This is a genomic window from Nocardia sp. NBC_00403 (genome assembly GCF_036046055.1).
Taxonomy (GTDB): Bacteria; Actinomycetota; Actinomycetes; order Mycobacteriales; family Mycobacteriaceae; genus Nocardia.
Genome location: NZ_CP107939.1, coordinates 1,715,220 through 1,728,432, shown reverse-complemented (window position 1 = coordinate 1,728,432; position 13,213 = coordinate 1,715,220). Strand labels below are relative to the sequence as shown.

The window sequence follows — 13,213 nt, the reverse complement described above, 5'->3', positions numbered from 1 at the left end:
GAGATGTGCCGAGATGAGTGAGGGAACCGCGCTGACCGAACATGCCGAACCGGTCGAACGGCGGTTGCCGTCGCGGATGAGCAACGATGAGGCCGCCGTCCATCTCGACGCCGCGCGGATGTCGTTCGGCGACCGCACGCTCTGGCAGGGACTGGATCTCGACATTCGGCAAGGCGAGTTCGTCGCGGTGCTCGGGCCGAACGGATCCGGCAAGACCTCGCTGCTGAAGGTGCTGCTCGGACAGCTCGCCCTCAGCTCGGGAACCGCCGAAATCGCAGGCGCGCCCGCCCGCGCGGGCAATCCAGACATCGGCTATGTGCCGCAACAGAAGACCATCGACGCAGGCGTGCAGCTGCGTGGCGTCGACCTGGTCGGACTCGGCGTCGACGGACACCGCTGGGGGGTGGGGCTGCGCGGGCGGGCGGCACGCAAGCGCAAGGTCGCGGCCGCCATCGCCGACGTCGGCGCCGAGAAATTCGCCTACGCGCCACTGGAATCCATGTCCGGCGGCGAACAGCAGCGGCTGCGGGTTGCGCAGGCGCTGGTCGGCGATCCCAAGGTGCTGCTCTGTGACGAGCCGTTGCTCAGCCTGGACCTGGCCAATCAGCGGCTGGTGTCCGAGCTGATCGATCGGCGCAGACGCACCCACGACACCGCGGTGCTGTTCGTGACGCACGAGATCAATCCGATTCTGCCGCTGGTGGATCGGGTGCTGTACCTGGTGGACGGGAAGTTCCGGATCGGAACGCCGGACGAGGTGATGACTTCGGCGGTGCTGTCGGAGCTGTATCAGACCGAGGTCGACGTGCTGCGGGTACGCGGCAGGCTGGTCGTGGTCGGCACCGGAGACACCATGGACGCGCTCGGCGCGGCCGGCGCCCAGCATTGCCATGGCGCCGTGCCATCCGAGCCCGACTCGCGGCTTTCCGCAACCGAGACCGAGCCGAGCGGGGTTCGCGCGTGATCGACAAACTCTCGGGTGTGGTGTCGAAGATGTTCGACTTCTCCACCACCGTGAACCTGCTGTCCTACTCCTTCGTCCAGCAGGCGGTGCTGGCCGCTGCCCTGCTCGGGTTGCTCGCGGGCGCCATCGGCCCGCTGATCATCAGCAGACAGATGTCCTTCGCGGTGCACGGCACCAGCGAGCTCTCGCTGACCGGTGCGGCCGCCGCCTTGCTTGCCGGGATCGGGGTCGGCCTCGGCGCGATCGTCGGCTCCGTCGTGGCCGCGGTGCTGTTCGGCGTGCTCGGAACCAAAGCGCGGGAACGTGATTCGGTGATCGCGGTGGTGCTGTCGTTCGGGCTCGGGCTCTCGGTACTGTTCCTCTGGCTCGGTCCCGAACGCGCCGGATCGAAGTTCTCACTGCTGACCGGTCAGGTGGTCAGCGTCGGCTACAGCGGCCTCGCGCTGCTGGCGACCTGCACGGTGCTGGTGCTCGCCGTGCTCGCCATGGTCTATCGGCCACTGCTGTTCGCCAGCTCCGATCCGGAGGTGGCGCTGGCCCGCGGCGTACCGGTGCGGGCGCTGTCGGTGGTGTTCGCCGTCATGCTCGGCATCACGGCCGCGTTCGGCGTGCAGATCGTCGGGGCCCTGCTGGTGCTCGCGCTGCTGATCACCCCGGCAGCGGCGGCGGCGCAGCTGACCGCGAATCCGGTGCGCGCCACCGTGCTTGCCGTGGTGTTCGCCGAGATCGCCGCCGTCGGCGGCATTCTGTTGTCGCTCGCGCCCGGCGTTCCGGTGTCGACGTTCGTCACGACGATCTCGTTCCTGATCTACCTGATCTGCCGCGTGGTCGGGCCGCAGCGCCGCCGCGCCGCCCGGACCGCCCGGACCGCCTGAGCCGCCGAGCGCCGGACACGCGACCGCGCACCGATCACCTCGGACCGCTCGACCCGGTAGCGGTGCAGCACGGTGTCGGAACCGTCGCGTACATCGACCGCTCGAAACACCGGCCGGATTCTCGACAGATCTGGCGAACTCCGATTCGCATGAAGTCTGCGCGATCGACATCTCCGATGGCTGAGGGCGGGTGCCTTCAGTAGGGCTGCGGAGGTTTCGTATGCTCGACGGACGCGCCCCCGAACGAATGGTGACCAACGATGATCGACTTCACGATTCCCGCCGAACTCGCCGCCGAACGCGACCGGGTACGCCAGTTCGTCATCGACAAGATCGTCCCCTTCGAGCGCGACCCGCGGCTGACCTCGCACGGCCCGACCGATGAGCTCAGGCAGGAACTCGTCGAACTGGCCCGCGCCGAGAGGCTGCTGACCGTCCAGGCCCCGGAGTCTCTCGGCGGGCGCGGGCTCACGCACATCGAGCAAGCCGTGATCTACGAGGCGGCGGGCTGGTCCACCCTCGGCCCGGTCGCCATGAACTGTGCCGCGCCCGACGAGGGCAATATGTTCCTGCTTTCCAAGATCGCCAACCCCGAGCAGGTCGAACGCCACCTCGCCCCCGCGGTTGCCGGCCACCAGCGCACCGTCTTCGCGATGACCGAGCCGGACGGCGCGGGCTCGGACCCGGGCCAGCTGGCCACCACCGCGACCTTCGACGGCGAGAACTTCACTATCAACGGCCGCAAGTGGCTGATCACCGGCGCCGACGGCGCGAAGACCTGGATCATCATGGCCAAGGTTGCGCCGAACCCGCACGTGCCGGAAGGCCCGACGCTGTTCCTGACCGACGGCGACCAGCCCGGCATCGTCATCGAGCGCACCATGAACACGATGGACCGCAACTACGTCGGCGGCCACGGCGTCGTCCGCTTCGACAACCTCACCCTGCCCCAGTCGGCACTGCTCGGCGAGACCGGCCAGGCGCTGCGCTACGCGCAGTTGCGGCTGGCCCCCGCCCGGCTCACCCACTGCATGCGCTGGCTCGGCGCGGCCGAGCGGGCACAGAGCATCGCGGTCGACTACGCCAAGACCCGCACCGCATTCGGCAAGCCGATCGGCGACCACGAAGGCGTGTCGTTCATGTTGGCGGACAACGAGATCGCACTGCACCAGTGCCGCCTGACCATCTGGCACGCCTGCTGGCTGATGGACCAGGGCGAGAAGGCGCGCCACGAAAGCTCCATCGCCAAAGCCTTCGTCTCCGAAGAACTGTTCAAGGTCGCCGATCGCTGCGTGCAGGTGCTCGGCGGGATCGGCATCAGCGACGAAACCGTAGTCGAAATGATCTTCCGCGACATGCGCGCCTTCCGCCTCTACGACGGCCCGACAGAGGTCCACAAGTACGCCATCGGCCGCAAGGTATTGCGCAGCAACTGAGCGCCCCCACTAGGCACGATGACACCTTCCGAGTGAAGCGAGATCCAGCAAAAGAGTTCGCCCCGTCTCGCGTCCGAGCAGCCGAAGCGCGTACAACAGTTCGCAAGATCCCACAGACGTGCCCATTCGGCACGATGATGTCTACCGAACACAGCAACATCCAGCACCAAAGTTCGCGACCCCCATCTCGCCTCCGAACACCCGAAGCGCCCACAACAAAGTCGCAAGACCCCCACAAACGCACCCACTCGGCACGATGATGTCTACCGAACACAGCAACATCCAGCACCAAAGTTCGCGACCCCCATCTCACCTCCGAACCCCCCAAGCGCCCACAACAAAGTCGCAAGACCCCCACAAACGCACCCACTCGGCACGATGATGTCTACCGAACACAGCAACATCCAGCACCAAAGTTCGCGACCCCCATCTCACCTCCGAACCCCCCAAGCGCCCACAACAAAGTCGCAAGACCCCCACAAACGCACCCACTCGGCACGATGATGCCTTCCGAGCGAAGCGAGACCGAGCACTAGAGTTCGCGGCCCGTCTCGCTTCCGAGTCGTCGAAGCGCATGCGCCGCAGGCGCGAGTCTCGACGGCTCGGAAGCGAGACCAAGGGGGCCGCGAACACGCAGCGCCGAAGGCGCTGCCAAAAACACACAGCCCGCTGCAAATCAAACTCCATTAACATCCAGTGGCATGAGTCCGGAATTGCTCGTCGATGTCTCTGCGGGCATCGCCGTGCTCACGCTCAATCGTCCCGCTCAGCAGAACGCCGTCACGCCGGCGATGGCTGCCGAACTCAGTGCCGCGCTGGCACGCTGCGACGCCGAGGATGCGATTCGCGCGGTCGTCCTGACCGGCACGCCGCCCGCGTTCTGCGCGGGCGCTGACCTTTCCAATCGGGTGGGTGATGTCAGTGCGACCATCGAGCCGCCGCCGTGGCGGGTACGTAAACCGGTGATCGCCGCGGTGAACGGTCACGCGGTCGGTATCGGGCTCGCGCTGGCTCTCCAGTGCGATCTGCGGTACATGGCGCGGGATGCGGTGTACGGGCTCAACCAGGTCCGCCGCGGCGTGCTCGCCGACGGCTACGCGCACTGGACGCTGCCGCGGCTGGTCGGTATGGCCAATGCCGCGGACATCATGCTGACCGGCCGGACCTTCGACGGCGACGAGGCCAAGGCAATGGGCCTCGCCAACGGCTGCCTGCCCGCGGGCGAAGTGGTGCCGACCGCGCTCGCGATCGCGCACGACATCGCGAACGGGTCGGCGCCGCTGCCGGTCGCGTTGTCGAAGCGACTGCTGTGGGAGGGGCTCGGCATGAGCCCGACCGTGGTCGGCCAACTCGAGGGTGACCTGAACGAGCACGTCGCCAAGAGCATCGATGGCGGCGAGGCGATGGCGGCCTTCCGCGATCGCAGACAGCCCAACTGGACCGGCAGCATCAGCGAGGAATGGCCCGCGTGGGACAGCAAGGGCAAATCCGAGCGCCCGAGCCTCGATTGATGCCTACGCGTTGCCGTTGATCATGATCAACAGGACGAGCACGGCCCAGCAGACCATCAGGATCGTGCCGACGATGCCGAGGATGTACCCGACCATCACCTGAACACGGCCACCGTAGGCGCCGCCGGATTCCTCGATCTGGTCGAGGGCACGCTTGCCGAGAGCCCAGGCCACCGGCCCGAGCAGACCACAGCAGATCAGACTGGCCGCGCCCAGGAACAACACAGCCGTCGCATTCGGATGTTCGACCGGCTGGCCGATGGGCTGGTTGGGTATCACCACCGCCCGAATTCTACGGGGCGAGAGCCACTTTGCCGCTCAATGGCGTGCCCGAGTTTGTCGGACTGTGTCGATTCGTCGCTCAGGCGCGGCGCTGGCGGGCGATCTCGGAGAGCACCACACCCGCCGCGACCGAGGCGTTCAGCGATTCCACCGGGCCCGCCATCGGGATGCCGAGGATCGAGTCGCAGGTCTCACGGACCAGCCGCGACAGGCCCTTGCCTTCCGAACCGACGACGATGACGGTCGGCTCGCGGCCGTCGAAGTCGTCGAGGGTGGTGTCGCCGCCCGCGTCGAGGCCGACGATCTGGCAGCCTTGGGCGGCCCAATCCTTCAGTGTGCGAGTCAGGTTCGTGGCCCGGGCGACCGGGAGCCTGGCCGCGGCGCCCGCACTGGTGCGCCAGGCCACCGCCGAAACACTCGCACTGCGACGCTGCGGGATCAACACACCCTGCCCGCCGAACGCCGCCACCGAGCGGATCACGGCGCCCAGGTTGCGCGGATCGGAGATATTGTCCAGCGCCACCAGTAGGGCGGGCTCCGCCGATTCCCGCACCTTGGCGATCAGATCGTCCGGATGCGCATACCGGTACGGCGGCACCTGCAACCCGACGCCCTGATGCAAACCGTTGGCGCTCAGCCGATCCAGATCGGTGCGCGGCACCTCGAGGATGGAGATGCCCGCGTCGGCGGCGATCTTCACGCTCTCGGTCAGTCGCTCGTCGTTCTCGGTGCCGACCGCGACGTACAGCGCCGTCGCGGGAACACCGGCACGCAGGCATTCGACGACCGGATTGCGGCCGAGCACCATCTCCGGCGCATCGTCGTTCTTGCGTCCTGCTGCGCGTCCTGCCGCACCGCGAGGACCCGGACGCCCCTTTGCCTCGGCCTTCGCCTTGGCGGCGGCCCGCTTGGCCGCGGGATGCTTGGTGCGCTCGACGGCGGGCGGCGTCGCGCCGCGCCCTTCGAGGCCGCGGCGGCGTTGCCCACCGGAGCCGACGACCGCGCCCTTCTTGGTGCCGCCCTTACGAATTGCGCCTCGACGCTGTGAGTTGCCTGCCATCAGTTCGCCTTTCCACTCTGCACCGCGCCAGGCGATGATGTTGTAGCGGCCAGCGACCATTCCGGACCGTCAGGGGTGTCTGTCACTTCGATGCCTGCGGCATGCAGCCGGTCCCGCGCGGCATCGGCGCTCGCCCAATCCTTGTCGGCGCGCGCCTGCTGGCGGCGCTCGAGCTCCGCACGCACCAGCACGTCGAGCGCATCGAGTGCGACCGAGTTGTCCTCGGGGGTGTACCAATGCGGATCGAGCGGATCGACGCCGAGAATGCCGAGCATGGCGCGCAGTTGTCCGGCCAGATCCCGGGCGGTGTCGATCGAGCCCGCCTCCAGCGCCTTGTTGCCCTCGTGGACCACGGAGTGGATCTCGGCCAGCGCCTTCGGCACGGCGAGGTCGTCGTCGATGGCAGCGGCGAACGCGTCGGTCCACTTCCCGACCGGGATGTCACCCACCCGCTCCACGACCCGATGAATGAAGGCCTCGATGCGCTGATATGACTGCGCGGCGTCGTGCAGCGCCTTGTCCGAGTACTCCAGCATCGAACGGTAGTGCGCGCTGCCGAGGTAGAACCGAAGTTCCACGGCCCGAACCTGTTTGAGCACATTCGGCACGGAAAGCACATTGCCGAGCGACTTGGACATCTTCTCGCCGCCCATGGTCACCCAGCCGTTGTGCAGCCAGTAGCGCGCGAAGCCGTCACCGGCGGCCTTGGACTGGGCGATCTCGTTCTCGTGGTGCGGGAACACCAGATCCATACCGCCGCAATGGATATCGAATTCAGGGCCGAGATAGAACTCGGCCATCGCGGAGCATTCCAGATGCCAGCCGGGGCGGCCGGGACCCCACGGCGACGGCCAGGACGGCTCGCCGGGCTTCGCGGCCTTCCACAACGTGAAGTCGCGGGGGTCGCGCTTGCCGTGGCCGAGGCTCTCGCCTTGGTGCACATCGCCGATCCGGTGACCCGACAGCTTGCCGTAGTCCGGATAGCTGAGCACGTCGAAGTAGACGTTGCCCTCCGAGGCGTAGGCGTGCCCGCGCTCGATCAGCCGCTGCATCAGGTCGGCCATCTGCGTGATGTGACCGGTTGCCCGCGGTTCCGCCGACGGCGGCAGCACACCGAGCAGGCAGTAGGCGCGATCGAAGGCCCGCTCATAGGTCGAGGCCCATTCCCACCACGGCCGGTCGGCCTCGGCGGCTTTGGTCAGGATCTTGTCCTCGATGTCGGTGACATTCCGGATGAACCAGACGTCGTAATCGTGTGCAAGCAGCCAGCGCCGCAGCACATCGAACGCGACTCCGCTGCGCACATGACCGATGTGCGGCTCACCCTGAACGGTGGCGCCACAGAGATATACCGAAGCACGGCCGGGGACCAAGGGCGCGAAATCGCGCACGGTCCGCGTGTCGGTGTCAAAGAGGCGCAGCGTCACGACCGTCGATACTAGCTGGTGTACCTGCGGGTTCACGGCCCGGCTCGGGGTGTGACCGGCCGGATGCTATACCCGCGTCTCCAGCAACGCGGTAGCCACTGCCGCGACACCCTCGCCGCGACCCGTGAGACCCAGTCCGTCCGTGGTTGTTCCGGAGACCGAGACCGGTGCATCGAGGAGTTTGCCGAGCACCTGTTGCGCCTCCGCGCGGCGCGGACCGATCTTGGGTCGATTGCCGATGACCTGCACCGCCGCATTGACGATGCCGAAGCCGGCTTCGTCCAGCAACCTACGCACTTCCTCGAGCATCGCCGCGCCGGAAACACCTTCCCACTCGGGCCTTCCGGTGCCGAACACCGCTCCCACATCGCCGAGTCCGGCCGCCGAGAGCAGCGCATCGCACAGTGCGTGCGCCGCGACATCGCCGTCGGAGTGCCCCGCGCAGCCGTCGTCGCCGTCGAAGAGCAATCCGGCCATCCAGCAGGGCCGGCCCGGCTCGACAGGGTGCACATCGCTACCGATGCCGACCCGCATGCTCACGATGTCCTCGCATCCATGCGGTCGAGCACCGCCTGCGCGAGCAGGAGATCGAGCGGAGTGGTGATCTTGAAAGCCAATGGGTCTCCGGGAATCGTGCGCACCTGGGTGCCGAGTAGCTCGACGAGCCCGGCGTCGTCGGTGGCCTGGACATCGGTCGCGTAGGCAGCGCGCAATAGATCGGCAGCGAAGCCCTGCGGGGTCTGGATGGCGCGTAGGCCCGCGCGGTCGGGGGTGCCCGTCACTGCGCCGTGCGAATCGACGGACTTGATGGTGTCGACGACGGGCAGCGCGGGGACCACCGCGCGGTGGCCCGCGCGCAACTCGGCGGCGACTCGCGCGATCAGCTCGGGCGGCGTCAGGGCTCGGGCGGCGTCGTGCACGAGGAAGTAGGAAGCGTCCGGCGCCGCGCCGATGCCGGCGCGCACCGAGTCGGTGCGCTCGGCGCCGCCGACGACCACCTGCACCGAGTCCGTGGCAGGCAGTAGGGCGACGGCGCTCTCCACGAATTCGGCGGGGACCATGACCACGACTCGGTCGACCGCCCCGGAGGCGATCAGGCCGTCTACGGCCAGTCGGACCATAGGTGTGCCGCCGACTGCGACGAACGCTTTGGGCGTGTTTTCACCCAAACGAACGCCACGGCCGGCGGCAGGTACCAACGCAACGACGCAACCGCCGTTGTGTACAACATTCACGGTCAGGAAGCCGCTGCGAGAACCTCATCGAGCAGCGTCTCGGCCTTGCCGTCATCGGTGCCCTCGGCAAGCGCGAGTTCACCGACAAGGATCTGACGGGCCTTGGCGAGCATGCGCTTCTCACCCGCGGACAGACCGCGGTCCTGCTCACGACGCCACAGGTCGCGGACGACCTCGGCAACCTTGTTCACATCGCCGGAGGCGAGCTTCTCCAGGTTGGCCTTGTAGCGACGAGACCAGTTAGTCGGTTCTTCGGTGTGCGGCGCCCGCAGCACCTGGAAGACTCGATCGAGACCCTCCTGGCCAACTACGTCACGCACGCCGACATACTCGGCGTTCTCTGCGGGAACGCGCACAGTCAGGTCACCTTGGGCGACCTTCAGGACCAGATACTCTTTTTGCTCACCCTTGATGGTGCGAGTCTCGATTGCTTCGATCAGCGCCGCTCCGTGGTGGGGGTAAACGACGGTGTCTCCGACCTTAAAAATCATGTGTCCCGTGCCCCTTTCGATGTTCACAGTTTAACATGCGACTCGGTAACGGCGCGATCAACGGTGCAGGTCAGGGCCACAACGAGCACATCGCGGGGGTTGACATAACCCACCTGGTGTGCATTACGTTGTGCCAGAACGAGTTAACGACCGGCGTGATTACCACATCGGCCGATCAGTGCGGCCGGCAGCACCCGCGCAACCCGGCGACATTCGACCGAACTGTTATCAACCACCCGCGAGTCGCGAGCCCCCGCGCCCGCCCGGTTGAGCCAACTACTACGCTCCCTAGTTACTACTCTCCCTAGCGGAGTGTGCCCGGTCGACATGGAGGGACAACCCGTGACTGCCCTGAAAGCTGTGACCGCCTCGAAGGGGGCGCGACGTCGCATGGTGACGGTTGCCGCACTCGCCGCCGGAGCGGCGCTCGCACTGTCCGGCTGCGGTGCAGGCCAGATCTCACAGACCGCGACGCAGGTCGCCGCCGTGAACGGCAACCACGCCGACATCAACAAGATCTCGCTGCGCAACGTGCACATCGTCTACCCCGGCGAGGGCTACAACAATGTGCAGGGCGGCAAGGCGCTCATCGCGCTGTCGGTCATCAACAACAGCGAGTCGGTTCCGGACGAGCTCACCAGCATCACCACCGACCTCGGCTCCGTGAAAATCACCGGGCCCGCGGGTGATGCGAAGTTCGAGATCGCGCCGCAGCAGACCGTTGTTGCGGGAGCGTCCGCCGAGCACGGCGGGGCCAAGCCCGATGCCCATGACGCGGCGCCGACGACCGGGCACGGTGCGCCCGCCACCGGCGACAAGCCGTCCCAGGATCCGGCCGCCAAGCCTGCGACCATCGAGATCAGCGGCCTGACCAGGGACATCACCCCGGGCCTCACCTACGCCGTCAAGTTCAATTTCAAGCAGGGCGGCACCGTTCAGGTCCAGGTGCCCGTCGATGCCGGCACCGGAACCGAGCGGCACGAGTCCGACAAGTCCGGCGCGGCCGAGCCCGCCAAGGGCAGCCACTGAGCTGGTTGTGACCCGCCGTCGCGCGGGGTGAACACGGCTGTCGCGCAGGGCGCGGCAGCCGTTTTCTTTTCTGTCCAGTCCGGTTGTCGGACGTGGTACGTAAGGTGCGCCTGTGGCAAAGACCAAGTCGATCTTCCAGTGCTCGGCCTGCAGGCACGAGGTCGCCAAGTGGGTGGGCAAGTGCCCGGAGTGCGGCGCGTGGGGCACGGTGAACGAGGTAGCCGGGTCGGCGGGCGGTGCGGGCGCACCCGCGGGGCGACGGGCGATGCTGCCCAGCACCGCGGCGGCGCCGATCTCGCAGATCGATTCGAAGGTGACACAGGCCAGGCCGACCGGCGTCTCGGAGCTCGATCGGGTGCTCGGCGGCGGCATCGTCCCGGGATCGGTCGTATTGCTGTCCGGCGAGCCGGGAGTCGGCAAGTCCACGCTGCTGCTCGAGGTCGCCCATCGGTGGGCGAATCAGCGCGACGAGAAGTCGTTGTATGTCACCGCGGAGGAGTCGGCCGGTCAGGTCCGGCTACGCGCCGACCGCACCGGCGCGGTGCACGAGCGGGTGTACCTCGCGGCGGAGTCGGATCTTTCGGTGGTGCTCGGGCATGTCGAGCAGGTGCGTCCTTCGCTGCTCGTCGTCGACTCGGTGCAGACCATGCTCGCGCCCGATGTGGACGGAACCATCGGCGGCGTCACCCAGGTGCGCGCGGTGGCCGCGGCGCTGACCTCGCTCGCCAAGGCGAGCGGGATCGCGGTGCTGCTGGTCGGACACGTCACCAAGGACGGCAATATCGCGGGCCCGCGCACCCTGGAACACCTGGTGGATGTCGTACTGCAGTTCGAGGGCGACAAGAACTCCACGCTGCGCATGGTGCGCGGCATCAAGAACCGCTTCGGCGGCGCCGACGAGGTCGGCTGCTTCGAACTGCACGACGACGGCATCGCCTGCGTCACCGACCCGTCCGGGCTGTTTCTGCACCACCGCACCGATTCGGTGCCCGGCACCGCGGTCACCGTGGCCATGGACGGCAAACGACCGCTGGTCGCCGAGGTCCAGGGGCTCACGGTGAACACCGAGATTCCGCAGCCACGCCGAGCGGTCAGCGGCCTCGACTACAACCGGGTCGCGATGGTCCTTGCTGTACTGCAGAGCCGCGGCCGAGTCTTCCTCGGTAAACACGACGTCTACGCCGCGACGGTCGGCGGCATGCGGCTGCTGGAGCCCGCCGCCGACCTGGCCATCGCGCTGGCCATCGCCAGCGCCGAATCCGACATCGCACTGCCACCCGGCTGGGTAATTCTCGGCGAGGTCGGCTTGGCAGGCGAGGTGCGCAAGGTGACCGGAATCGCGCGCAGACTGGCCGAAGCCGAACGACTCGGCTTCACCACAGCTCTGGTGCCACCCGGATTGGAGCGGTCCAAGAGCGGCATGAAAGTCCACGAGGTCACCGACCTGAAATCGGCCATCCGCCTCGCAAGTCTCCGCAAACCCCGCAAGGCCCCCGCCGAGAAGGCGGCTGACTTCTAACCAGCACATCCACCACCCTCGCGACGTCGCCACCGCGCCCGCACTCGCTACAACACAGACTCCGAGCGGAACTCGAGCCCAGAATGAGCGGCCCGGCCCATGCCACATGCGCCCGAGACGCATCCACCAAAGTCGCAACCATCACCACAGACGCACCCCCTCGGCACGATGACACCTTCCGAGCAAAGCGAGACCCAGCACCAGCGTCCGCGGCCGTCCCACCTTTCACAACAGCCGAAGACCATCCACCGAAGTCGCAAGCTCAGTCACCGACGCCCCCGCTCGGCACGATGACACCTTCCGAGCGAAGCGACACCGAGCACCAGAGTTCGGGCCGCATCCCACATCCACAGCCGCCGAAGCGCCTAAACCAAAGTCGCAAGCTCAACTACCAACGCCCCCACTCGGCACGACGACACCTTCCAAGCGAAGCGAGACCGAGCACCAGAGTTCAGGGCGCATCCCACCTCCACAGCCCCCTGAGCGTCTACAGCCCCCTGAACGCCTAAACCGAAGTCGCAAGCTCAACTACCAACGCCCACACTCGGCACGATGATGTCTTCCGAGCGAAGCGAGACCGAGCACTAAAGTTCGCGGCCCGTCTCGCTTCCGAGCCGTCGAAGCGCATGCGCCGAAGGCGCTGCAAAAAACTCAAGCGATGTTGAAAGGCTCTACCGAGCTACGTACCGAACCGAGTTGCGCGACAACGGCATACGCGCCCGCAGGCACCGGCACGCGGTCGCCTGCACAGTTGGGCTGTGACGTCGAGCCGGACCAGGTGACAGTGAAGGCCGCCTGTTCGCCGCGGTTCAACGTCCGGACATCGGGTTGGCCATCCGGGTAGCAGTCGGTGCTCGACCACAGCCTGCGCTGGCCGTCGAGGGTGAGCACGGAAACCTGCTGCAGGCCCGAGCCGACATCGCGCGAGCACGGCGACGTCGAGATATTGGTGATCACGATGCCGAACACCGGCGTCTCACCGATTTTGTAGGTGGGCTGCTCCACCGTCACCCGCACGGCGAGCGACTGATCCGGGCACTGGCCCTGTGCCACCGGGCTGCCGCTCGGCGTCGCGGACGCACTGCCGGAGGCCTTCGGTGCACTCGATTCCGCGCTGGTCGAGGGCTTGACCGACGAGCCTTCGGCAGCCTTGGTCACCGACGACGAGCTCGCCGCCGCCTTGGCGCTGACGGGGGAATCACCGCCACGCGCGAACATCACCACCAGCCAGATCACCAGCGCGAGCGCCACGACCAGGACTCCGATGGCAAGAACGCGGCGACGCCAATAGATCTCCGGAGGCAGCGGTCCATTCGGTTCCAGCACGCCTCAACGGTAAGGGCACGATCGGGCGCAGCGACTCAGGGCTCCGGCGTGTCGGGGC

General features: G+C 67.2%; 13 protein-coding genes. 6 read left to right on the top strand and 7 right to left on the bottom strand.

The window, feature by feature from the left end:
• The first annotated feature begins 76 nt into the window (after window positions 1–76).
• From OHQ90_RS07520 to OHQ90_RS07505, 4 genes are all read left to right on the top strand, one after another.
• Window positions 77–964, top strand: a complete 888-nt coding sequence (locus OHQ90_RS07520) for a metal ABC transporter ATP-binding protein (protein WP_328412670.1) — start codon at window positions 77–79, stop codon at window positions 962–964.
• 29 nt (window positions 965–993) lie between these two features.
• On the top strand, window positions 994–1,839 hold the full coding sequence (locus OHQ90_RS07515) for a metal ABC transporter permease (protein WP_442941449.1): 846 nt from the start codon (window positions 994–996) through the stop codon (window positions 1,837–1,839).
• Between the two features lie 260 nt (window positions 1,840–2,099).
• Window positions 2,100–3,275 (top strand): acyl-CoA dehydrogenase family protein, encoded by a 1,176-nt coding sequence (locus OHQ90_RS07510; RefSeq protein WP_328408565.1) that lies wholly within the window; start codon window positions 2,100–2,102, stop codon window positions 3,273–3,275.
• A gap of 701 nt (window positions 3,276–3,976) precedes the next feature.
• Window positions 3,977–4,786: an enoyl-CoA hydratase/isomerase family protein gene (locus OHQ90_RS07505; RefSeq protein WP_328408563.1), complete on the top strand. Its 810-nt coding sequence runs from the start codon at window positions 3,977–3,979 to the stop codon at window positions 4,784–4,786.
• A gap of 3 nt (window positions 4,787–4,789) precedes the next feature.
• On the opposite strand, the gene OHQ90_RS07500 is transcribed toward OHQ90_RS07505, so the two are convergent.
• The 6 genes from OHQ90_RS07500 to carD form a co-directional block, all read right to left on the bottom strand.
• Window positions 4,790–5,068, bottom strand: a complete 279-nt coding sequence (locus OHQ90_RS07500; protein WP_328408561.1) for a DUF4190 domain-containing protein — start codon at window positions 5,066–5,068, stop codon at window positions 4,790–4,792.
• A gap of 79 nt (window positions 5,069–5,147) precedes the next feature.
• Complete coding sequence (rlmB, locus tag OHQ90_RS07495) at window positions 5,148–6,128, bottom strand: 23S rRNA (guanosine(2251)-2'-O)-methyltransferase RlmB (RefSeq protein ID WP_328408559.1); 981 nt, start codon at window positions 6,126–6,128, stop codon at window positions 5,148–5,150.
• Window positions 6,128–7,555 carry a cysteine--tRNA ligase gene (gene cysS, locus OHQ90_RS07490; RefSeq protein ID WP_328408558.1) on the bottom strand — a complete coding sequence of 476 codons (1,428 nt, stop codon included), beginning with the start codon at window positions 7,553–7,555 and terminating at the stop codon, window positions 6,128–6,130. The genes rlmB and cysS overlap by 1 nt, the downstream gene beginning before the upstream one ends.
• Window positions 7,556–7,621: 66 nt before the next feature.
• Window positions 7,622–8,089 carry a 2-C-methyl-D-erythritol 2,4-cyclodiphosphate synthase gene (ispF, locus tag OHQ90_RS07485; RefSeq protein ID WP_328412668.1) on the bottom strand — a complete coding sequence of 156 codons (468 nt, stop codon included), beginning with the start codon at window positions 8,087–8,089 and terminating at the stop codon, window positions 7,622–7,624.
• Window positions 8,090–8,091: 2 nt separating this feature from the next.
• Complete coding sequence (ispD, locus tag OHQ90_RS07480) at window positions 8,092–8,790, bottom strand: 2-C-methyl-D-erythritol 4-phosphate cytidylyltransferase (RefSeq protein WP_328408557.1); 699 nt, start codon at window positions 8,788–8,790, stop codon at window positions 8,092–8,094.
• Between the two features lie 2 nt (window positions 8,791–8,792).
• Entirely contained in the window at window positions 8,793–9,281 is a 489-nt protein-coding gene (gene carD, locus OHQ90_RS07475; RefSeq protein ID WP_011206964.1) for an RNA polymerase-binding transcription factor CarD, read from the bottom strand.
• 360 nt (window positions 9,282–9,641) lie between these two features.
• Here carD and OHQ90_RS07470 point away from each other — a divergent pair, with 360 nt between their 5' ends.
• Together OHQ90_RS07470 and radA are read left to right on the top strand one after the other, a co-directional pair.
• Complete coding sequence (locus OHQ90_RS07470) at window positions 9,642–10,310, top strand: hypothetical protein (RefSeq protein ID WP_328408556.1); 669 nt, start codon at window positions 9,642–9,644, stop codon at window positions 10,308–10,310.
• Window positions 10,311–10,422: 112 nt separating this feature from the next.
• The gene (gene radA, locus OHQ90_RS07465; RefSeq protein ID WP_328408554.1) at window positions 10,423–11,829 is read left to right on the top strand and encodes a DNA repair protein RadA; all 1,407 of its coding nucleotides are present in this window, start codon (window positions 10,423–10,425) and stop codon (window positions 11,827–11,829) included.
• A gap of 651 nt (window positions 11,830–12,480) precedes the next feature.
• Here the strand turns inward: radA and OHQ90_RS07460 are convergent.
• Window positions 12,481–13,155, bottom strand: a complete 675-nt coding sequence (locus tag OHQ90_RS07460; RefSeq protein ID WP_328408552.1) for a hypothetical protein — start codon at window positions 13,153–13,155, stop codon at window positions 12,481–12,483.
• Window positions 13,156–13,213 lie beyond the last annotated feature (58 nt).